Source organism: Lysinibacillus capsici (assembly GCF_020217405.1).
Lineage (GTDB): Bacteria > Bacillota > Bacilli > Bacillales_A > Planococcaceae > Lysinibacillus > Lysinibacillus capsici.
On record NZ_CP084108.1, the window covers coordinates 3,639,809 to 3,659,586 of the forward strand.

Below are 19,778 nucleotides of genomic sequence, written 5' to 3' on the forward strand. Positions count from 1 at the left end.
AGTTATTATACTGCTTCTGCAAGGAAAAACTGACTAAATTTTATCCTGTGGTGTATCAGAAGAGCCGAATTCCTCCAGCTCGATAAAATCATCTGATTTTGGTGTTGAAGAAAGAACATCTTCTTCCACTGGTCGTAAATTGTCTTCTTTCTTTTCAGCATGCTCCACACATGTCAGAGCTTGCGGCATTGCCTTTAAGCGACCAATCGGAATTTCTTTACCACAGACTGCACATTTGCCATATGTACCGTCTGCCATTGCTTGAAGAGCTTCTTTTATTTCTTCAGCATTCTCACCACGATGCTCATCAATAGCCATTTCTGTAAGCTGATCCGTTAAATCACTTGCATTATCAGCTGGATGATTATCATAATTTGATAGTTCTGTCGCTTGTGGTCGCTCTGATTCTTCTATTCGTTGTTCTATTTCTTGTAATTCTTGCTCTAGTTGTCTTTTTAATTGTTGCATTACTTGTTGATCCACAATAATCTCCTCCTCATGCTTTCATTTTTTCCTATTTTACGATTTCTAAAACATGTCAGCATAAGGAAGACCGATTTACTTACTTGTATAAGCTATAATGGCGTCATGCAAAAATTGTGCTGCTCCTGTTTCACCACGCTCATCATAATAAGCTGTAAAACGTTCATCAGCAATATACATTTGTGCAAGCCCTGCATGTGCCTCTTTGGAATACTCTTTCCACGTAAAGTTGAGCCAGCGTTTATGCAACTCTGCAACTTCCATCGCAATGTCACTTGCAGCATCTCCAAGTTTCATTGCCTCTGCTAAGCGTTCAAACATTTGCTGTTCTAGCTGTTGCATCGCTTGATATTGTTGCTCGGTCATGTTCATAAGCTTAGCATTGGATGCATCCACTGTTTCATTCCCATATTTCTCACGGATTTCTTTGCCGTACTGCTTTTCGTTATCCTCCATTAACTTTTCTTTAAAGCCTTTAAATTTTTCTTCATTTGACATTGGTTGTTCCTCCTCAATGGATTGTATTGTTTTTTCTACTGTTTGTAAGATCGTTTCCAACTGTTCTTTGCGTTGAAGCAAAGCAGCTTTATGTGTTTTGAGCGCCTCAGCATGTTGAAAATTTGGTGTTTGAACAATAGCCTGAATTGTCGCTAATTTCATATCTAATGCACGATAAAATAAAATCTGCTGCAACATATCGACCTCCCATTGGCCATAAAATCGATAACCTGCCTCATTGGTTCTGGCTGGTTTTAGCAATCCAATTTCATCATAATAACGCAATGTTCTTGTACTAACGCCCGATAGTTGAGCAAGCTCCTGAATGGTATATTCCATATCATCACCTCCACTAATGCTACTGTAAGCTTTGACGCAACGTTAAGGTCAAGAGTAAAATGAAAAAATTTTAATCAAACTTAATCATACCTTCAAATCCTTTTACAAAAGTAAAAATAGCAAACTAGTAAATCACTAGTTTGCTATTGATTCGCATATTTCCCATGCCACACTATTTCTCGATAACTCTCTTTATCTGTATCACCCTCTGTATTAATAAACAGCACCCTTGCATGTTCATTTAGGTGCAAGGCATGTTTTAATTCCTTATATTGTTCATTAGTCATTAATTCATAAAAGCAACCAAATGGAGCCGCTCCTGATTCACCAGCTATAATGCGTGTGTCTGTAGCTAAAGGATTTCCTAGAATGCGCATACCTGTTGCTGCTATTTCTTCCTCACACGAGATACTTATTTTTATGAAGGCTTTTAAGATTTGCCAAGCCTGTGGATTAGGTTCACCACAAGCAAGACCTGCCATTATTGTTTGCATCTCCCCACCAACAGTGACAAATTGATCTGTATTTTTCTTAAGGCTTTCATAATAGCAATTAGCGACATGTGGTTCAACCAAGACAAATGTAATTTCCTGCTCATAGTATTGCTGTAAAAACGCTACTACTGCTCCTGCAAAGGACCCAACACCAGCTTGCAAAAATACATGTGTTGGGGCTTGCTGAATCTGTTCAACAATCTCCTGTACAAGGGTTGTATACCCCTGCATAATCCATAATGGAATTTCTTCATAGCCTTTCCACATTGTATCCTGAATCAAGACCCAGCCATTTTCTTGTGCAAGCTGTGAGGTATAACGAACAGTATCGTCATAATTCATTGTCGTAATTTCAGCAAAAGCCCCTTCACTTTTAATATGAAGTAACCGCTCAGCGGCGCTACCAGCTGGCATATATATTCTTGCTTGAAAACCTAGTTCTCTGGCCGCCCATGCCACACCACGACCATGATTACCATCTGTCGTTGAAATAAATGTTAGATTGCCTATTTGTCCTCTTACTTCTGGGGTTTTTAGCTGTTCAAATGATAGCTCCTCTATATTCCTTCCAAGCTTATTGGCAACATATTGCGCAATTGCATAAATACCGCCTAAAACTTTAAAGGCATTTAAACCAAATCGATAAGATTCATCTTTAACCATGACATTTTCTACACCCATATATGAAGATAGTGCCTCAAGATGATGGAGTGGTGTCTTCTCAAATTGCTCATATGTACGCTGAAATTGACCGACCTTCCTCACTTGATCTAGTGAAAAATATGGAAGTATTGCTGTTGCTTGTTTTATATGATCTTGCTCTAAATAATGCTGATTATAAACCCACCTTAATTTTTCCTTCATCGCCATCCCCCTCAATTTATGCTCACTATCTACATCATAGTCTATCTAACTTTAAAGTACCAGGAGAGTATATATTAGGAAATAAACAAAGATTTCTTTCCCTTGATCTAGCATAATATTCGCAGCTAAAATGCCTCCAGCCGTATTCCAAATGACATCATCCACCTTATGTGCATTGCCTTTTCGGACATCTGTTAAGTTTTTCCAAAGAGGGTCTTGTGTCCACTCTTGTTCAGTTGCTAGTGCTGAATCATCGCCTGTTGTAGAAAATAACATCCCCATCCATTTGAGAGATTGCTTCTTTCCCTACTTCAATCGCTAAGTTTCCTAGTTTTGCATTATCTTTAAATAAATCTGCTTGCGCTGCAACACGTTTAAATCCTAAAGCATCAAATATCACACCTGAGAATGAATCTGTGTAATAGATACGAGATTTATCGGCCATAAAGCGTACAAATGAAACTTCTTGGTTGATTTGTTCTCCAAGTTCTTCTTTCAGTGCTTGTAACTTATCTTCATAAAGCTTTTAGTACTTCTTCACCTTTTGTTTCTTGATTTACTGCTTTAACGTATAATTTAAAATTCTCTTTCCAGTCACCACGTAATGTATCAGAAAACACAGTTGGAGCAATTTTGCTAAGTTTCGCATAAATCTCTTTCTTGTCGTAATTTATTGCCAATAATTAAATTAAATCTACACTCCTACGCTCCATTGATCGATTATTAAAACCTAAAAAAGGCTCCGTTTTATTAGATGGTGAGGATATTTTTAAATTATCAACAAAACAAGTGGCTAAAAACCCCTCCATTCTTCCCCAATCGCCTGTTGCACCAGAAGGCTAAACTGTCCTACAACTTGTGAAACAAGGTCGCTATCCTTACCAAAGTTGGCGACAACCGTGGACTGAAAAGGATGAAGAAATCGTTTTAAATGCTTTAAAAGCTACAGGTACTGAGCATTTACAAGATAGACCAGTAGATGAGCTATCAGGAGGGCAACGTCAACGTGCTTGGATATGAGTCTTGCTCAAGAAACAGATATCATTCTTTTAGACGAGCCTACGCCATGCTTAGATTTAACTCATCAAATAGACGTTTTAGATTTACTGTACGAATTGAACCAACAGCAAAAGCGAACTATTATTATAGTACTACATGATATTAATCTTGCTTGTCGCTATGCCGATCATATTATTACAGTGAGTGATCGTGGTGTCTATCGTCAAGGGAAACCAGAAGAATTATGGCAACTGATTTAGTTAGTCATGTGTTTGACCTTGATTGCCAAATGACGACAGATCCAATCTTTGGTACACCTCTTTACATTCCATATGGAAAAGGACGAAAAATTTAATCGTTAATTTGAAAAAATAAGCCTACACAGAATGATCAATCTGTGTAGGCTTTCATTTAATATAGCTATGTTATTAATCTAAGTACCTAGTAAATTAAAAAGTGCAGTAGATGTAAATTTATCTACTGCACTTAGTATGACCCGTACGGGATTCGAACCCGTGTTACCGCCGTGAAAGGGCGGTGTCTTAACCACTTGACCAACGGGCCCATGGCGGAGAAGGAGGGATTTGAACCCTCGCGCCGGTTACCCGACCTACACCCTTAGCAGGGGCGCCTCTTCAGCCTCTTGAGTACTTCCCCAAAATAAAAATGGCTCCGAAGGCAGGACTCGAACCTGCGACAACCTGATTAACAGTCAGGTGCTACTACCAACTGAGCTACTTCGGAATAATGGTGGGCCTAAATGGACTCGAACCATCGACCTCACGCTTATCAGGCGTGCGCTCTAACCAGCTGAGCTATAGGCCCTTGGAGCGGGTGATGGGAATCGAACCCACGACATCAGCTTGGAAGGCTGAGGTTTTACCATTAAACTACACCCGCATAAATGGTGGGTCAGGACGGAATCGAACCGCCGACACTTAGAGCTTCAATCTAATGCTCTACCAACTGAGCTACTGACCCATTTCGTCCATGCTAAGCTTACTCACTCTTTTGCTTCTCATGACTTTTATTTTAAAAATGGCGGTCCCGACCGGGATCGAACCGGCGATCTCCTGCGTGACAGGCAGGCATGTTAACCGCTACACCACGGGACCTTTTGGTTGCGGGGGCTGGATTTGAACCAACGACCTTCGGGTTATGAGCCCGACGAGCTACCACTGCTCCACCCCGCGATAATTTTATGCTGTTTCGAGTTTTTAAAGCACCATTTATAAAAATTTAAAACTGGAGGAGGTAGAGGGATTCGAACCCCCGCGCGGTGTTACCCGCCTGTCGGTTTTCAAGACCGATCCCTTCAGCCAGACTTGGGTATACCTCCGTTACAATATATAAATGGTGGACCTTGCAGGACTCGAACCTGCGACCGGACGGTTATGAGCCGTCTGCTCTAACCAACTGAGCTAAAGGTCCTTTAAGATGGCGGCAGAGGGGATCGAACCCCCGACCTTACGGGTATGAACCGTACGCTCTAGCCAGCTGAGCTACGCCGCCAGGATCTTTATACTGGTTAATTTACTTATGGTGGAGCCTAGCGGGATCGAACCGCTGACCTCCTGCGTGCAAGGCAGGCGCTCTCCCAGCTGAGCTAAGGCCCCATAATTTTTTTGGAAATGGTCGGGAAGACAGGATTCGAACCTGCGACCCCTTGGTCCCAAACCAAGTGCTCTACCAAGCTGAGCTACTTCCCGTTGTTCTTTTGGCGCGCCCGACAGGAGTCGAACCCATAACCTTCTGATCCGTAGTCAGACGCTCTATCCAATTGAGCTACGGGCGCATTTAAAATGGTGCCGAGGACCGGAATCGAACCGGTACGGTAGTCACCTACCGCAGGATTTTAAGTCCTGTGCGTCTGCCAGTTCCGCCACCCCGGCACATTTGGAGCGGAAGACGAGGTTCGAACTCGCGACCCCCACCTTGGCAAGGTGGTGTTCTACCACTGAACTACTTCCGCATGTGCATAAGCTTTTTTTATCTGGCAATGAAAATAATGGTGCGGGTGAAGGGAGTCGAACCCCCACGCCTTGCGGCGCTAGATCCTAAGTCTAGTGCGTCTGCCAATTCCGCCACACCCGCTTATTATTATTTGAAAATGGTGAGCCATGAAGGACTCGAACCTTCGACCCTCTGATTAAAAGTCAGATGCTCTACCAACTGAGCTAATGGCTCGAAAAAATGGTGCCGGCTATAGGAATCGAACCCACGACCTACTGATTACAAGTCAGTTGCTCTACCTGCTGAGCTAAACCGGCATATGGTGGAGGATGACGGGCTCGAACCGCCGACCCTCTGCTTGTAAGGCAGATGCTCTCCCAGCTGAGCTAATCCTCCTGGGTATTATGCCTAGCGACGTCCTACTCTCACAGGGGGAAGCCCCCAACTACCATCGGCGCTAAAGAGCTTAACTTCCGTGTTCGGTATGGGAACGGGTGTGACCTCTTTGCCATCATCACTAGACTTTGTTATGTATCTTGTTTTGAAGTTGTTTACCTGTCCTTCAAGACAAGAATTATTGTATAACGTTTTCTAACATTGTGCAATACTTTTTTATAAAAAAAAAGAAATTATTACTTTTTAAAGATATTTTTGTTAAGTAAGAGAAAATATTGCCCTGCAAAATATTATAGCAATTGTTGGTTCAAAAGAAAACAATTATTTTATTTGCCGATATTATTAGCTTATAATCTATTTCAATACAAGTGAAGAATATATATAATCCTTCACTCGTCTTTTCATTAAATATTTGAAAGCTCTATTTTTAATTTTACAATATCCTCAAGTGTAGTAGAAGGACCAAAAGATATTCTAAAAAATTGGCGTGCCGCTTCCAAAGAGAACCCCATAGATAGAATAGCCTTTGTTCCCGATTCACTATGAATATCACATGCACTACCAGTAGAGATACAGATTCCCGCCTCATTTAACTTTAAAAGAACATATTGCCCCTCTACTTTCTCCATCATTACCCCACAAATATTAGGTAGTTGCTGTTTACATTCAACGAGTTGACATGTTTCAGGTAAATTATTTTCAAAATAATCTCTTAACGTTTCATAATGTTGCAACTCATATTGATAGTTTTCAATTGCCGCGGCAAAGGCCACGATTGCAGGAGTATCTAATGTCCCCCCTCTAAGACCCCTCTCATGTGTCACACCTGGTGTTAATGCAGGTACTCTGATTACAGGGTTCATATATATAGCACCACAGCCCTTTGGCCCACCTATTTTATGAGCCGAGATGGTAATAGCATCGGCCCCCTTTGGTATAGCTAGTTTACCAAATGATTGTACACAATCAACGTGACAGAAAATATTTGATTTGCTTGCCATCTTTACGATTTTCTCTACAGGCTGGATTGAACCAATTTCAGAATTGACATGTTGAATGGTAATCAAAGCAGTCTCTTCTCGGATTGCTTGTTGCAATTGTCCCAGATCAACACAACCATCCTTCTGCAAAGGTAATTTTGTTACAGTAAAGCCCTTTTTCTCAAGTGTATTCAAAGCTGCATGCACTGACGTATGCTCAGCTTGAGAAGAAATAATGTGTTTTCCTTTTTTTGAGGCTAGTGCTAACGATAAGATGGCTATGAGATTTCCCTCTGTTCCACTACCCGTAAAAATTACACCATCACTAGTTACACCTAGGGCTTGGGCTACAACCTCTCTTGATTGCTGGACAAAATAAAGAGCTTGTCCCCCTAAATCATGCAGACTCGCACTATTTCCATAATACCGTTGTGCCACCTCTACATATGCCTCAAGAGATTCCCTCATCATAGGTGATGTTGCAGCATAATCCATATAAATCATCGTCTTCTTCCTCTCTTGTTCATCAGGTCTTGTTTTCTTTTTTATTTTATGTAAAGATAAGTGTCAAGACAACTGTAAAGAAGGTATAACTATGGATGTAAAGACAGACGTCCTTATAATTGGTAGTGGAATTGCTGCACTTCAGGCTGCTTTAGTGCTTGAAAAACATTTTCAAATACAAATTGTTACAAAATCATCTTTATATATGAGTAGTTCTTACCGTGCACAAGGTGGGATTGCTGCTGTTACTAGTGAGGAAGATCATATTCGACACCATATTGCTGATACATTGAAAGCTGGCGAGTATCATCATGAGAAAAGGCATGTTAAAACTCTTATAAAAGATGGTACTGAGATTATGCAAAACTATCTAAAGGATGGCCTCCCTGTTGATCGGCAGGTCGATGGAAAACCTGCTCTAGGACTTGAAGGAGCACATAGTCATCATCGTATTCTACATGCAGGTGGTGATCGTACTGGTCAGATTTTCATAGATTATTTGCTTCATAAACTCTCACCCAAAACAAAGATCAATTGCTATGAAATGGCTTATGAGCTTTTACGGAATACAGATGGTGACTGTGTAGGAGTACTAACCAAAGGAGAAAAAGGTACAAAACGTTATTTGGCTCATCATGTTATTTTAGCGACAGGTGGCGCAGGTGCCCTTTATTCAAGTACATCTAATTTTCCAACTAATACAGGGGATGGGATCGCATTAGCATTTCGAGCAGGCGCTGCCATTAGTGATATGGAATTTATGCAATTTCACCCGAGTCTTCTTTGGTGTAAAAATGAAGTAAAGGGATTAGTTTCTGAAGCTGTCAGAGGGGCTGGCGGTATTTTTGTTAATGCACAGCATCAGCCCATTATGACAGGTTTACATGCTCAACTTGACCTAGCACCAAGACATATTACTGCACTTGCCCTGTTTACAAAACGTGCAGCTGGTGAAGAAACGTTTATTGATATCACTAACATTCACGACTTTGAAGAAAAATTTCCAACAATTGCTCAGCTATGCCATGTTCATCACGTTCATTTACAAGATGGCCTAATCCCCGTGGCTCCAGGAAGTCATTTCTTGATGGGTGGTGTTATTGCTGATGACAAAGGAAAAACTACTATACCAAACTTATATGCAGTCGGTGAGGTTGCCTGTACAGGTGTACATGGCGCGAATCGTTTAGCAAGTAACTCCCTATTGGAAGGTATTACATTTGGTCAAAAAATGGCGCAGTACATTATTCAAAAAGGGTGTCATCAAAAAAACTTTTTACTGGAAAAGCATCAATGTGCTGATAAAATGCCACCTTTATTTAGCAAACCCCAATTACAGCAACACATGATGCGGTTCCTAGGTATTGTTAGAAATATTGATGACTTGCAGCATTTTGCAAAGCAACTACCCTCTTTGCAATCACTTTCTCAAGTTAATTTAAAGGGTCTTGAACTAGCGGAGTTGGAATTATTTATGATGCATGTAGTCGCCACATTAATGGCACATGCAGCAATTACCCGAACGGAAACTAGAGGAGCTCATATTCGAACGGATAAGCCCGAAATGAAATCTCAATGGGCAAGCCGATGGATTATTTTTTCGCAAGGACAAATGAAAGTGAGGAACTCATTGTATGAATATCATCAAACTCGAGGAAATGCTCAAGCAATTTTTTAATGAGGATTTAGGAGATGGAGATTTATCGAGTGAATTTATCTTTTCACCCGAACAGCAGGGAGCTTTTTCTTTTTACGCGAAAGAAAGCGGAATTTTTTGCGGGGCTAACATTATTGAGCATGGCTTTCTCTTACTCGATCGATCAATCGAAGTCAACCTTCATAAAAAAGATGGAGAGATGGTTAAGTCAGGTGATGTACTCGCTGTGATTAAAGGTCCCTTACAAAAGTTATTAATCGGTGAGCGTGTCATTTTAAATCTTATTCAACGTATGTCTGCTATTGCAACGGCAGCCCATCTTGCCGTTCAAGAAACAGTAGGTACTCACGCAAAAATATGTGATACGCGTAAAACACTACCAGGACTGCGTATGTTAGATAAATATGCTGTTCGAATTGGTGGTGCTTTTAATCATCGTAATGGGCTGTATGACGCAATTATGCTAAAGGATAATCATATTGCCTTTGCTGGTAGCATTACAAAGGCAGTTCAGGCCGCTAGAGTAAAAGTCGGTCATACCGTAAAAATTGAAGTTGAAATTGAAACCAAAGAACAATTAGAAGAAGCTATCAACGCAGGAGCAGATATTATTATGTTTGATAACCGTAGCCCAGAAGAAATTCGTGCATGGCTTCCCATTGTTCCTCCCACTATTGCGACTGAAGCATCTGGGGGCATCACACTTGAAAATTTAAAGGCATATGCCCAATCGGGGATTCAATGGATTTCACTTGGCTCCTTAACACATTCAGTTAAAGCTTTTGATATTAGTGCACTCGTTCAAATGAAAGGAGATCATTCCCTTGTCCATCACTAGTTTATTACAACAGACGACATTACTCCCAGAGCATTATCGGGAACTATCTGTAAAGGAAATGGAATCTCGTATTTTATCAATAAAGAAAAAATTAGGTCCAAAATTATTTATTCCTGGCCACCATTATCAAAAAGATGAAGTCATTCAATTTGCAGACGCAACTGGGGATTCTTTACAGTTAGCTCAAATATCCGCAGCAAATAAGGAAGCTGAACACATCGTATTTTGCGGTGTACATTTTATGGCAGAGACTGCTGATATGCTGACAACGAAACAGCAACATGTCTATTTACCAGATATGCGCGCTGGTTGTTCAATGGCTGATATGGCAGATATTTATCAAACAGAACAAGCATGGCCCATTCTTCAAGAACTCTTTGGTAATACGATTATTCCTCTAACCTATGTTAATTCAACTGCGGCTATTAAAGCCTTTACTGGAAGACATGGTGGTGCTTGTGTCACTTCATCGAATGCAAAGGAACTTGTTCAATGGGCTTTTACCCAAAAACAGCGTATCTTCTTTTTACCTGACCAACATTTAGGAAGAAATACTGCCTATGATTTAGGTATACCTCTTGAAAATATGGCTGTTTGGAATCCACATAAGAACATGCTCGAAACAAAAGAGCCTCTTGAAAATATCCAGGTTATTCTTTGGAAGGGTCACTGCTCTGTGCACGAAGGTTTTACGGTTCAACATACAGAGGTTATTCGCAAAGAACACCCGGCTATGAGGATTATCGTTCACCCAGAGTGCAGCCGTGAAGTGGTAGCAGCGGCTGATGATGCAGGCTCCACAAAATACATTATTGATACAATCAATCGAGCTCCAAGCGGATCTGCATGGGCAATTGGAACAGAAATGAACCTTGTCAATCGCATTATTAAGCAGCATCCTGATAAACATATTGTCTCCTTAAATGAAAACTTTTGTCCTTGTTTAACAATGAATCGAATTGACCTTCCACATTTGTTATGGAGCTTAGAAAGTATTGAGCAAGGTCAACCTCATAACCGTATACAAGTAGATGAACATACTACCACTGAAGCACTTAGTTCACTTGATAGAATGCTAGCCAGAGGATAAATAGTTAAACTTTTTAAACAGAAAGGTTGAAGATATAACCTTTCTGTTTTTGTTGACAAACACCTGCTTTCAATAGTGCTAATGGCTTCCATTTTCGCCTGCTTGGCTAAAATTGACACGACTTTATGCTCCATGATACTGTCAATTTGGAGGTGATATTAAATGGCTTTTCAATCGAAAAATATCTTTATCAATTTACCAGTAAAAGATCTAAACAAATCTATCAGTTTTTTTAAGGAATTAGGTTTTGAGTTCAATCAACAATTCAGTGATGAAACAACAGCCTCAATGATTATTAGTGAAAATATCTTCGTATTAATAATGGTTGAAGAACGATTTAAAGGATTTAGTAAGAAAGAAGTTACGGATACTACTACTTCTGCAGAAGCAATCTTATGTCTTTCTGCTGAAAGCCGAGAACAAGTAGATCAATTAGTGAATAAGGCACTTGCCTCTGGTGGTAAACCATATAGTGAACCACAAGATCACGGATTTATGTATGGTTGGGGTTTTCAAGATGTAGATGGGCATATCTGGGAAGTGGTTTATATGGATGAAAATGCATTGAATCAACAGTAAATTTTGTATCTATGAATATCAAAAAACAGTAGATGCAAATGCATCTACTGTTTTTAGTATGACCCGTACGGGATTCGAACCCGTGTTACCGCCGTGAAAGGGCGGTGTCTTAACCACTTGACCAACGGGCCCATGGCGGAGAAGGAGGGATTTGAACCCTCGCGCCGGTTACCCGACCTACACCCTTAGCAGGGGCGCCTCTTCAGCCTCTTGAGTACTTCCCCAAAATAAAAATGGCTCCGAAGGCAGGACTCGAACCTGCGACAACCTGATTAACAGTCAGGTGCTACTACCAACTGAGCTACTTCGGAATAATGGTGGGCCTAAATGGACTCGAACCATCGACCTCACGCTTATCAGGCGTGCGCTCTAACCAGCTGAGCTATAGGCCCTTGGAGCGGGTGATGGGAATCGAACCCACGACATCAGCTTGGAAGGCTGAGGTTTTACCATTAAACTACACCCGCATAAATGGTGGGTCAGGACGGAATCGAACCGCCGACACTTAGAGCTTCAATCTAATGCTCTACCAACTGAGCTACTGACCCATTTCGTCCATGCTAAGCTTACTCACTCTTTTGCTTCTCATGACTTTTATTTTAAAAATGGCGGTCCCGACCGGGATCGAACCGGCGATCTCCTGCGTGACAGGCAGGCATGTTAACCGCTACACCACGGGACCTTTTGGTTGCGGGGGCTGGATTTGAACCAACGACCTTCGGGTTATGAGCCCGACGAGCTACCACTGCTCCACCCCGCGATAATTTTATGCTGTTTCGAGTTTTTAAAGCACCATTTATAAAAATTTAAAACTGGAGGAGGTAGAGGGATTCGAACCCCCGCGCGGTGTTACCCGCCTGTCGGTTTTCAAGACCGATCCCTTCAGCCAGACTTGGGTATACCTCCGTTACAATATATAAATGGTGGACCTTGCAGGACTCGAACCTGCGACCGGACGGTTATGAGCCGTCTGCTCTAACCAACTGAGCTAAAGGTCCTTTAAGATGGCGGCAGAGGGGATCGAACCCCCGACCTTACGGGTATGAACCGTACGCTCTAGCCAGCTGAGCTACGCCGCCAGGATCTTTATACTGGTTAATTTACTTATGGTGGAGCCTAGCGGGATCGAACCGCTGACCTCCTGCGTGCAAGGCAGGCGCTCTCCCAGCTGAGCTAAGGCCCCATAATTTTTTTGGAAATGGTCGGGAAGACAGGATTCGAACCTGCGACCCCTTGGTCCCAAACCAAGTGCTCTACCAAGCTGAGCTACTTCCCGTTGTTCTTTTGGCGCGCCCGACAGGAGTCGAACCCATAACCTTCTGATCCGTAGTCAGACGCTCTATCCAATTGAGCTACGGGCGCATTTAAAATGGTGCCGAGGACCGGAATCGAACCGGTACGGTAGTCACCTACCGCAGGATTTTAAGTCCTGTGCGTCTGCCAGTTCCGCCACCCCGGCACATTTGGAGCGGAAGACGAGGTTCGAACTCGCGACCCCCACCTTGGCAAGGTGGTGTTCTACCACTGAACTACTTCCGCATGTGCATAAGCTTTTTTTATCTGGCAATGAAAATAATGGTGCGGGTGAAGGGAGTCGAACCCCCACGCCTTGCGGCGCTAGATCCTAAGTCTAGTGCGTCTGCCAATTCCGCCACACCCGCTTATTATTATTTGAAAATGGTGAGCCATGAAGGACTCGAACCTTCGACCCTCTGATTAAAAGTCAGATGCTCTACCAACTGAGCTAATGGCTCGAAAAAATGGTGCCGGCTATAGGAATCGAACCCACGACCTACTGATTACAAGTCAGTTGCTCTACCTGCTGAGCTAAACCGGCATATGGTGGAGGATGACGGGCTCGAACCGCCGACCCTCTGCTTGTAAGGCAGATGCTCTCCCAGCTGAGCTAATCCTCCTGGGTATTATGCCTAGCGACGTCCTACTCTCACAGGGGGAAGCCCCCAACTACCATCGGCGCTAAAGAGCTTAACTTCCGTGTTCGGTATGGGAACGGGTGTGACCTCTTTGCCATCATCACTAGACTTTTATTCGACCTCCAATACACGGCGTATTACTGCGTCTTGAAGCTCTCTTTTTTTATTGAAAGATTTGTTCTTTCAAAACTGGATAAACGGCACATTGAATGTTTCAAACTTTTTTGGTTAAGTCCTCGATCGATTAGTATTCGTCAGCTCCATGTGTCACCACACTTCCACCTCGAACCTATCTACCTCATCGTCTTTGAGGGATCTTACTTACTTGCGTAATGGGAAATCTCATCTTGAGGGGGGCTTCATGCTTAGATGCTTTCAGCACTTATCCCGTCCACACATAGCTACCCAGCGATGCCTTTGGCAAGACAACTGGTACACCAGCGGTGTGTCCATCCCGGTCCTCTCGTACTAAGGACAGCTCCTCTCAAATTTCCTACGCCCACGACGGATAGGGACCGAACTGTCTCACGACGTTCTGAACCCAGCTCGCGTACCGCTTTAATGGGCGAACAGCCCAACCCTTGGGACCGACTACAGCCCCAGGATGCGATGAGCCGACATCGAGGTGCCAAACCTCCCCGTCGATGTGGACTCTTGGGGGAGATAAGCCTGTTATCCCCGGGGTAGCTTTTATCCGTTGAGCGATGGCCCTTCCATGCGGAACCACCGGATCACTAAGCCCGTCTTTCGACCCTGCTCGACTTGTAGGTCTCGCAGTCAAGCTCCCTTGTGCCTTTACACTCTACGAATGATTTCCAACCATTCTGAGGGAACCTTTGGGCGCCTCCGTTACCTTTTAGGAGGCGACCGCCCCAGTCAAACTGTCCGCCTGACACTGTCTCCTGCCCCGCTAAGGGGCATGGGTTAGAATTTCAATACAACCAGGGTAGTATCCCACCGACGCCTCCTTCGAAGCTGGCGCTCCGAGATCTCTGGCTCCTACCTATCCTGTACAAGTTGTACCAAAATTCAATATCAGGCTACAGTAAAGCTCCACGGGGTCTTTCCGTCCTGTCGCGGGTAACCTGCATCTTCACAGGTACTATAATTTCACCGAGTCTCTCGTTGAGACAGTGCCCAGATCGTTACGCCTTTCGTGCGGGTCGGAACTTACCCGACAAGGAATTTCGCTACCTTAGGACCGTTATAGTTACGGCCGCCGTTTACTGGGGCTTCAATTCGCAGCTTCGCTTGCGCTAACCACTCCTCTTAACCTTCCAGCACCGGGCAGGCGTCAGCCCCTATACGTCACCTTACGGTTTTGCAGAGACCTGTGTTTTTGCTAAACAGTCGCCTGGGCCTATTCACTGCGGCTCTCATGCGCTTGCACGCTCAAGAGCACCCCTTCTCCCGAAGTTACGGGGTCATTTTGCCGAGTTCCTTAACGAGAGTTCTCTCGCACACCTTAGGATTCTCTCCTCGACTACCTGTGTCGGTTTGCGGTACGGGCACCTCTCACCTCGATAGAGGCTTTTCTTGGCAGTGTGAAATCAGGAACTTCGTCCATACGGACTCGCCATCACAGCTCAACGTTACAGTGTGCGGATTTGCCTACACACACGCCTTACTGCTTGGACGCGCACAACCAACGGCGCGCTTACCCTATCCTACTGCGTCCCCCCATTTCTCAAACGGTGAGGAGGTGGTACAGGAATATCAACCTGTTGTCCATCGCCTACGCCTATCGGCCTCGGCTTAGGTCCCGACTAACCCTGAGCGGACGAGCCTTCCTCAGGAAACCTTAGTCATACGGTGGACGGGATTCTCACCCGTCTTTCGCTACTCATACCGGCATTCTCACTTCTAAGCGCTCCACCAGTCCTTCCGGTCTGACTTCAACGCACTTAGAACGCTCTCCTACCACTGACATCGTAGATGTCAATCCACAGCTTCGGTGAATCGTTTAGCCCCGATACATTTTCGGCGCAGCGTCACTCGACCAGTGAGCTATTACGCACTCTTTAAATGATGGCTGCTTCTAAGCCAACATCCTGGTTGTCTGTGCAACGCCACATCCTTTTCCACTTAACGATTACTTTGGGACCTTAGCTGGTGGTCTGGGCTGTTTCCCTTTTGACTACGGATCTTATCACTCGCAGTCTGACTCCCGTGTATAAATATCTGGCATTCGGAGTTTGTCTGAATTCGGTAAACCGGGATGGCCCCCTAGTCCAAACAGTGCTCTACCTCCAGTATTCTCATCACGAGGCTAGCCCTAAAGCTATTTCGGAGAGAACCAGCTATCTCCAAGTTCGATTGGAATTTCTCCGCTACCCACACCTCATCCCCGCACTTTTCAACGTGCGTGGGTTCGGGCCTCCAGTAAGTGTTACCTCACCTTCACCCTGGACATGGGTAGATCACCTGGTTTCGGGTCTACGACCACGTACTACTTCGCCCTATTCAGACTCGCTTTCGCTGCGGCTCCGCCTTCTAAAGCTTAACCTCGCACGTAATCGTAACTCGCCGGTTCATTCTACAAAAGGCACGCTATCACCCATTAACGGGCTCTAACTACTTGTAGGCACACGGTTTCAGGATCTCTTTCACTCCCCTTCCGGGGTGCTTTTCACCTTTCCCTCACGGTACTGGTTCACTATCGGTCACTAGGTAGTATTTAGCCTTGGGAGATGGTCCTCCCGGATTCCGACGGAATTTCACGTGTTCCGCCGTACTCAGGATCCACTCAGGAGAGAACGAACTTTCGACTACAGGGCTTTTACCTGCTCTGGCGGACCTTTCCAAGTCGCTTCATCTAACTCGCTCTTTTGTAACTCCGTATTGAGTGTCCTACAACCCCAAGAGGCAAGCCTCTTGGTTTGGGCTCTTCCCGTTTCGCTCGCCGCTACTCAGGGAATCGATTTTTCTTTCTCTTCCTCCAGGTACTTAGATGTTTCAGTTCCCTGGGTCTGCCTTCAAGACGCTATGTATTCACGTCAAGATACTACGCGATTAAACGTAGTGGGTTCCCCCATTCGGAAATCTCCGGATCAAAGCTCACTTACAGCTCCCCGAAGCATATCGGTGTTAGTGCCGTCCTTCTTCGGCTCCTAGTGCCAAGGCATTCGCCGTGCGCCCTTAATAACTTAACCAAGTTATTAAGCCTATAAAAAAACTTAAAAAATAAATGTGTTTGTTACAATTTCAATGTCGTTTTATCCAGTTTTCAAAGAACAAGTTTTGAAGTGTTTCATTCAGAAGAATGAACCTTCAAAACTGAACGCAAAACGTAATCTTACAAACCCAAGGTTTGTATTCCGAAAATATCCTTAGAAAGGAGGTGATCCAGCCGCACCTTCCGATACGGCTACCTTGTTACGACTTCACCCCAATCATCTATCCCACCTTCGGCGGCTGGCTCCAAAAGGTTACCTCACCGACTTCGGGTGTTACAAACTCTCGTGGTGTGACGGGCGGTGTGTACAAGGCCCGGGAACGTATTCACCGCGGCATGCTGATCCGCGATTACTAGCGATTCCGGCTTCATGTAGGCGAGTTGCAGCCTACAATCCGAACTGAGAACGACTTTATCGGATTAGCTCCCTCTCGCGAGTTGGCAACCGTTTGTATCGTCCATTGTAGCACGTGTGTAGCCCAGGTCATAAGGGGCATGATGATTTGACGTCATCCCCACCTTCCTCCGGTTTGTCACCGGCAGTCACCTTAGAGTGCCCAACTAAATGATGGCAACTAAGATCAAGGGTTGCGCTCGTTGCGGGACTTAACCCAACATCTCACGACACGAGCTGACGACAACCATGCACCACCTGTCACCGTTGCCCCCGAAGGGGAAACTATATCTCTACAGTGGTCAACGGGATGTCAAGACCTGGTAAGGTTCTTCGCGTTGCTTCGAATTAAACCACATGCTCCACCGCTTGTGCGGGCCCCCGTCAATTCCTTTGAGTTTCAGTCTTGCGACCGTACTCCCCAGGCGGAGTGCTTAATGCGTTAGCTGCAGCACTAAGGGGCGGAAACCCCCTAACACTTAGCACTCATCGTTTACGGCGTGGACTACCAGGGTATCTAATCCTGTTTGCTCCCCACGCTTTCGCGCCTCAGCGTCAGTTACAGACCAGAAAGTCGCCTTCGCCACTGGTGTTCCTCCAAATCTCTACGCATTTCACCGCTACACTTGGAATTCCACTTTCCTCTTCTGCACTCAAGTCCCCCAGTTTCCAATGACCCTCCACGGTTGAGCCGTGGGCTTTCACATCAGACTTAAAGGACCGCCTGCGCGCGCTTTACGCCCAATAATTCCGGACAACGCTTGCCACCTACGTATTACCGCGGCTGCTGGCACGTAGTTAGCCGTGGCTTTCTAATAAGGTACCGTCAAGGTACAGCCAGTTACTACTGTACTTGTTCTTCCCTTACAACAGAGTTTTACGATCCGAAAACCTTCTTCACTCACGCGGCGTTGCTCCATCAGGCTTTCGCCCATTGTGGAAGATTCCCTACTGCTGCCTCCCGTAGGAGTCTGGGCCGTGTCTCAGTCCCAGTGTGGCCGATCACCCTCTCAGGTCGGCTACGCATCGTCGCCTTGGTGAGCCGTTACCTCACCAACTAGCTAATGCGCCGCGGGCCCATCCTATAGCGACAGCGAGATGCCGTCTTTCAGTCTTTCACCATGAAGTAAAAGAGATTATTCGGTATTAGCCCCGGTTTCCCGGAGTTATCCCAAACTATAGGGTAGGTTGCCCACGTGTTACTCACCCGTCCGCCGCTAACGTCAAAGGAGCAAGCTCCTTTTCTGTTCGCTCGACTTGCATGTATTAGGCACGCCGCCAGCGTTCGTCCTGAGCCAGGATCAAACTCTCCATAAAAGAAATTTGATTAGCTCAAATTGTTTTGCTGGCATCATGTTTGATGTCCAAAATTGTGTTTCGTTCACTAGCAAAGCTAGCTACTTAAAACTTTATTGATTACGTTTTGCTTGTTCAGTTTTCAAGGTTCATTTTATTCAAGTCGTTTTCAGCGACTTTATTATCTTATCTCATTCTCAACTATAAGTCAACAACTTTTCAAAACTTTATTTTCAAGCGTTTCTTCTTGTTAAGGACAAGTAATAATATATAATATAGCATTTTAAAAATCAAGCATTTTTCATAAAAAAATTAAAAATCTTTTTAATATCTATTACAAACAATAGAATTCCTGCTAATACAATCAATCCACCGATGATTTGTGTCATGATTAAATACTCTTTAAATATCACCAAAGCTAAAAGAGCAGCTCCTACAGGCTCAAATAATATAGCAATTGAAACAATATTCGTACTAACGTATTTAATTGACCAATTAAACAAAGTATGACCAAGTAAATTTGGGATTAATGCTAATAAGATAAACCATAACCAATCCATCAAAGAATATGGACCAAATGATTCCCCTTTAACCATTACATATATAAATAAAGTGATGGTACTTACAACATATACAACCATTGTATAGGTCACAAGTGATAATCTCTTACGTACATCCTGTCCTAATAGAAAATAAGCTGTTGCAAGTGCACATGCAACGAGCGCCAGTACATCTCCATAAAAGGCTGTTCCACTTACTTTAAAATCGCCCCAACTAATTAAAACACTTCCTATTATTGCAATTGATCCTGCTACGATTGTTTTCATCGTAATTTTTTCTTTAAAGAAAAAGTAAGTGCCCACAAACGCAAACAAAGGTTGTAGCGTGACTAAAACTGTTGAACTTGCTACTGAAGTATAGTTGAGTGATTCAAACCATAATATAAAATGAAAAGCTAAAAAAATCCCAGCAACTGAAGAAAATAGCCAATCACGTCTTTTTAAAGTTGCTAACTCCTTTGTATATCCTCTTAAAAACCATGGTGCCATGATTAAAACGGAAAATAGCATGCGATAAAATGCTATAATCCCCGCTTCCGCCGATACTAATTTCACAAAAATTGCTGACATCGATACTGAAATTACACCAATCACAATCGGGATGTATGGATGAATTTTTGGATGCTCCAAAAAACCCCCACCTTCCTAAAAAAATACTTATATGTCCTTACTTCATGTTGTACAATACAAAAAAGTGATGCACATATAATAATGACAGTTCGCATATCTCTTAGCAATACGAAAT

At 43.8% G+C, this 19,778-nt stretch carries 9 protein-coding genes, 40 tRNA genes, 4 rRNA genes and 2 pseudogenes; 5 read left to right on the plus strand and 50 right to left on the minus strand.

All coding sequences use genetic code 11. The features are described from left to right. Window positions 1-33 precede the first annotated feature (33 nt). The 4 genes and pseudogenes from LCP48_RS17845 to LCP48_RS23545 all read right to left on the minus strand — a co-directional run. Window positions 34-483, minus strand: a complete 450-nt coding sequence (locus LCP48_RS17845; protein ID WP_004225907.1) for a TraR/DksA C4-type zinc finger protein — start codon at window positions 481-483, stop codon at window positions 34-36. Window positions 484-558: 75 nt separating this feature from the next. After that, window positions 559-1,320 (minus strand): MerR family transcriptional regulator, encoded by a 762-nt coding sequence (locus LCP48_RS17850; protein WP_004225905.1) that lies wholly within the window; start codon window positions 1,318-1,320, stop codon window positions 559-561. A gap of 143 nt (window positions 1,321-1,463) precedes the next feature. Beyond that, complete coding sequence (locus LCP48_RS17855) at window positions 1,464-2,678, minus strand: diaminopropionate ammonia-lyase (protein ID WP_202341394.1); 1,215 nt, start codon at window positions 2,676-2,678, stop codon at window positions 1,464-1,466. A gap of 51 nt (window positions 2,679-2,729) precedes the next feature. After that, a pseudogene (locus LCP48_RS23545) lies at window positions 2,730-3,368 on the minus strand (ABC transporter substrate-binding protein); the annotation flags it as partial. Between LCP48_RS23545 and LCP48_RS17870 the strand changes: the two are divergent. Beyond that, window positions 3,369-4,032, plus strand: a pseudogene (locus LCP48_RS17870) (ABC transporter ATP-binding protein); the annotation flags it as partial. 137 nt (window positions 4,033-4,169) lie between these two features. Here the strand turns inward: LCP48_RS17870 and LCP48_RS17875 are convergent. The 22 genes from LCP48_RS17875 to LCP48_RS17980 form a co-directional block, all read right to left on the minus strand. Next, window positions 4,170-4,241: transfer RNA gene (locus LCP48_RS17875), tRNA-Glu, on the minus strand. A 2-nt stretch (window positions 4,242-4,243) separates the two neighbouring features. Next, window positions 4,244-4,334: transfer RNA gene (locus LCP48_RS17880), tRNA-Ser, on the minus strand. 10 nt (window positions 4,335-4,344) lie between these two features. Continuing rightward, a tRNA-Asn gene (locus LCP48_RS17885) sits at window positions 4,345-4,421 on the minus strand. Window positions 4,422-4,425: 4 nt separating this feature from the next. Next, window positions 4,426-4,502, minus strand: a tRNA-Ile gene (locus LCP48_RS17890). Window position 4,503: 1 nt separating this feature from the next. After that, window positions 4,504-4,577, minus strand: a tRNA-Gly gene (locus tag LCP48_RS17895). Window positions 4,578-4,582: 5 nt separating this feature from the next. Beyond that, window positions 4,583-4,658 (minus strand) — tRNA-Phe (locus LCP48_RS17900). A 58-nt stretch (window positions 4,659-4,716) separates the two neighbouring features. Beyond that, window positions 4,717-4,792: transfer RNA gene (locus LCP48_RS17905), tRNA-Asp, on the minus strand. A gap of 3 nt (window positions 4,793-4,795) precedes the next feature. After that, window positions 4,796-4,870 (minus strand) — tRNA-Met (locus LCP48_RS17910). Between the two features lie 53 nt (window positions 4,871-4,923). Beyond that, window positions 4,924-5,016: transfer RNA gene (locus tag LCP48_RS17915), tRNA-Ser, on the minus strand. Between the two features lie 15 nt (window positions 5,017-5,031). After that, window positions 5,032-5,108, minus strand: a tRNA-Ile gene (locus tag LCP48_RS17920). 7 nt (window positions 5,109-5,115) lie between these two features. After that, a tRNA-Met gene (locus tag LCP48_RS17925) sits at window positions 5,116-5,189 on the minus strand. Between the two features lie 28 nt (window positions 5,190-5,217). Further along, window positions 5,218-5,293: transfer RNA gene (locus LCP48_RS17930), tRNA-Ala, on the minus strand. Window positions 5,294-5,309: 16 nt separating this feature from the next. Beyond that, window positions 5,310-5,386, minus strand: a tRNA-Pro gene (locus tag LCP48_RS17935). A 9-nt stretch (window positions 5,387-5,395) separates the two neighbouring features. Beyond that, window positions 5,396-5,472 (minus strand) — tRNA-Arg (locus LCP48_RS17940). Between the two features lie 8 nt (window positions 5,473-5,480). Further along, window positions 5,481-5,569: transfer RNA gene (locus tag LCP48_RS17945), tRNA-Leu, on the minus strand. Between the two features lie 5 nt (window positions 5,570-5,574). Further along, window positions 5,575-5,649, minus strand: a tRNA-Gly gene (locus LCP48_RS17950). Window positions 5,650-5,686: 37 nt separating this feature from the next. Then, window positions 5,687-5,771: transfer RNA gene (locus tag LCP48_RS17955), tRNA-Leu, on the minus strand. Between the two features lie 17 nt (window positions 5,772-5,788). After that, a tRNA-Lys gene (locus LCP48_RS17960) sits at window positions 5,789-5,864 on the minus strand. Between the two features lie 7 nt (window positions 5,865-5,871). Continuing rightward, a tRNA-Thr gene (locus LCP48_RS17965) sits at window positions 5,872-5,947 on the minus strand. 3 nt (window positions 5,948-5,950) lie between these two features. Further along, window positions 5,951-6,026, minus strand: a tRNA-Val gene (locus LCP48_RS17970). Between the two features lie 10 nt (window positions 6,027-6,036). Further along, window positions 6,037-6,152: ribosomal RNA gene (rrf, locus tag LCP48_RS17975) — 5S ribosomal RNA — on the minus strand. Between the two features lie 278 nt (window positions 6,153-6,430). Then, window positions 6,431-7,501 carry a cysteine desulfurase family protein gene (locus tag LCP48_RS17980; RefSeq protein ID WP_051145746.1) on the minus strand — a complete coding sequence of 357 codons (1,071 nt, stop codon included), beginning with the start codon at window positions 7,499-7,501 and terminating at the stop codon, window positions 6,431-6,433. Between the two features lie 100 nt (window positions 7,502-7,601). On the opposite strand from LCP48_RS17980, the gene nadB reads away from it, so the two are divergent. The 4 genes from nadB to LCP48_RS18000 all read left to right on the plus strand — a co-directional run bounded on the left by nadB (window position 7,602) and on the right by LCP48_RS18000 (window position 11,674). Beyond that, window positions 7,602-9,188 carry an L-aspartate oxidase gene (gene nadB, locus LCP48_RS17985; protein ID WP_202342973.1) on the plus strand — a complete coding sequence of 529 codons (1,587 nt, stop codon included), beginning with the start codon at window positions 7,602-7,604 and terminating at the stop codon, window positions 9,186-9,188. After that, window positions 9,145-10,005, plus strand: coding sequence for a carboxylating nicotinate-nucleotide diphosphorylase (nadC, locus tag LCP48_RS17990; RefSeq protein ID WP_004227779.1), 861 nt, complete (start codon window positions 9,145-9,147; stop codon window positions 10,003-10,005). Before nadB ends, nadC begins: the two co-directional genes overlap by 44 nt. Further along, entirely contained in the window at window positions 9,992-11,095 is a 1,104-nt protein-coding gene (gene nadA / locus LCP48_RS17995; protein WP_004227777.1) for a quinolinate synthase NadA, read from the plus strand. Before nadC ends, nadA begins: the two co-directional genes overlap by 14 nt. A gap of 162 nt (window positions 11,096-11,257) precedes the next feature. After that, window positions 11,258-11,674 carry a VOC family protein gene (locus LCP48_RS18000; RefSeq protein ID WP_004227774.1) on the plus strand — a complete coding sequence of 139 codons (417 nt, stop codon included), beginning with the start codon at window positions 11,258-11,260 and terminating at the stop codon, window positions 11,672-11,674. Window positions 11,675-11,733: 59 nt separating this feature from the next. Here the strand turns inward: LCP48_RS18000 and LCP48_RS18005 are convergent. From LCP48_RS18005 to LCP48_RS18120, 24 genes are all read right to left on the minus strand, one after another. Next, a tRNA-Glu gene (locus LCP48_RS18005) sits at window positions 11,734-11,805 on the minus strand. A 2-nt stretch (window positions 11,806-11,807) separates the two neighbouring features. Beyond that, window positions 11,808-11,898: transfer RNA gene (locus LCP48_RS18010), tRNA-Ser, on the minus strand. 10 nt (window positions 11,899-11,908) lie between these two features. Next, window positions 11,909-11,985, minus strand: a tRNA-Asn gene (locus tag LCP48_RS18015). 4 nt (window positions 11,986-11,989) lie between these two features. Beyond that, window positions 11,990-12,066 (minus strand) — tRNA-Ile (locus LCP48_RS18020). 1 nt (window position 12,067) lies between these two features. Then, a tRNA-Gly gene (locus tag LCP48_RS18025) sits at window positions 12,068-12,141 on the minus strand. Window positions 12,142-12,146: 5 nt separating this feature from the next. Then, window positions 12,147-12,222 (minus strand) — tRNA-Phe (locus LCP48_RS18030). 58 nt (window positions 12,223-12,280) lie between these two features. Next, window positions 12,281-12,356: transfer RNA gene (locus tag LCP48_RS18035), tRNA-Asp, on the minus strand. Between the two features lie 3 nt (window positions 12,357-12,359). Continuing rightward, window positions 12,360-12,434, minus strand: a tRNA-Met gene (locus LCP48_RS18040). A gap of 53 nt (window positions 12,435-12,487) precedes the next feature. Next, window positions 12,488-12,580 (minus strand) — tRNA-Ser (locus LCP48_RS18045). A gap of 15 nt (window positions 12,581-12,595) precedes the next feature. Continuing rightward, a tRNA-Ile gene (locus tag LCP48_RS18050) sits at window positions 12,596-12,672 on the minus strand. A gap of 7 nt (window positions 12,673-12,679) precedes the next feature. Continuing rightward, window positions 12,680-12,753 (minus strand) — tRNA-Met (locus LCP48_RS18055). 28 nt (window positions 12,754-12,781) lie between these two features. Next, window positions 12,782-12,857 (minus strand) — tRNA-Ala (locus LCP48_RS18060). A 16-nt stretch (window positions 12,858-12,873) separates the two neighbouring features. Beyond that, window positions 12,874-12,950: transfer RNA gene (locus LCP48_RS18065), tRNA-Pro, on the minus strand. A gap of 9 nt (window positions 12,951-12,959) precedes the next feature. Continuing rightward, window positions 12,960-13,036 (minus strand) — tRNA-Arg (locus LCP48_RS18070). Between the two features lie 8 nt (window positions 13,037-13,044). After that, window positions 13,045-13,133: transfer RNA gene (locus LCP48_RS18075), tRNA-Leu, on the minus strand. A gap of 5 nt (window positions 13,134-13,138) precedes the next feature. After that, window positions 13,139-13,213: transfer RNA gene (locus tag LCP48_RS18080), tRNA-Gly, on the minus strand. A 37-nt stretch (window positions 13,214-13,250) separates the two neighbouring features. Then, a tRNA-Leu gene (locus LCP48_RS18085) sits at window positions 13,251-13,335 on the minus strand. 17 nt (window positions 13,336-13,352) lie between these two features. Continuing rightward, window positions 13,353-13,428, minus strand: a tRNA-Lys gene (locus tag LCP48_RS18090). A gap of 7 nt (window positions 13,429-13,435) precedes the next feature. After that, window positions 13,436-13,511: transfer RNA gene (locus LCP48_RS18095), tRNA-Thr, on the minus strand. A gap of 3 nt (window positions 13,512-13,514) precedes the next feature. Then, window positions 13,515-13,590, minus strand: a tRNA-Val gene (locus LCP48_RS18100). 10 nt (window positions 13,591-13,600) lie between these two features. Next, a 5S ribosomal RNA gene (rrf, locus tag LCP48_RS18105) occupies window positions 13,601-13,716 on the minus strand. Window positions 13,717-13,832: 116 nt separating this feature from the next. Next, window positions 13,833-16,760: ribosomal RNA gene (locus LCP48_RS18110) — 23S ribosomal RNA — on the minus strand. A 181-nt stretch (window positions 16,761-16,941) separates the two neighbouring features. Next, window positions 16,942-18,494 (minus strand): 16S ribosomal RNA (locus tag LCP48_RS18115). Together the 16S, 23S and 5S rRNA genes with 20 tRNA genes alongside form the textbook arrangement of a ribosomal RNA operon. A gap of 269 nt (window positions 18,495-18,763) precedes the next feature. Then, window positions 18,764-19,663 (minus strand): DMT family transporter, encoded by a 900-nt coding sequence (locus LCP48_RS18120; RefSeq protein WP_004233793.1) that lies wholly within the window; start codon window positions 19,661-19,663, stop codon window positions 18,764-18,766. Window positions 19,664-19,778 lie beyond the last annotated feature (115 nt).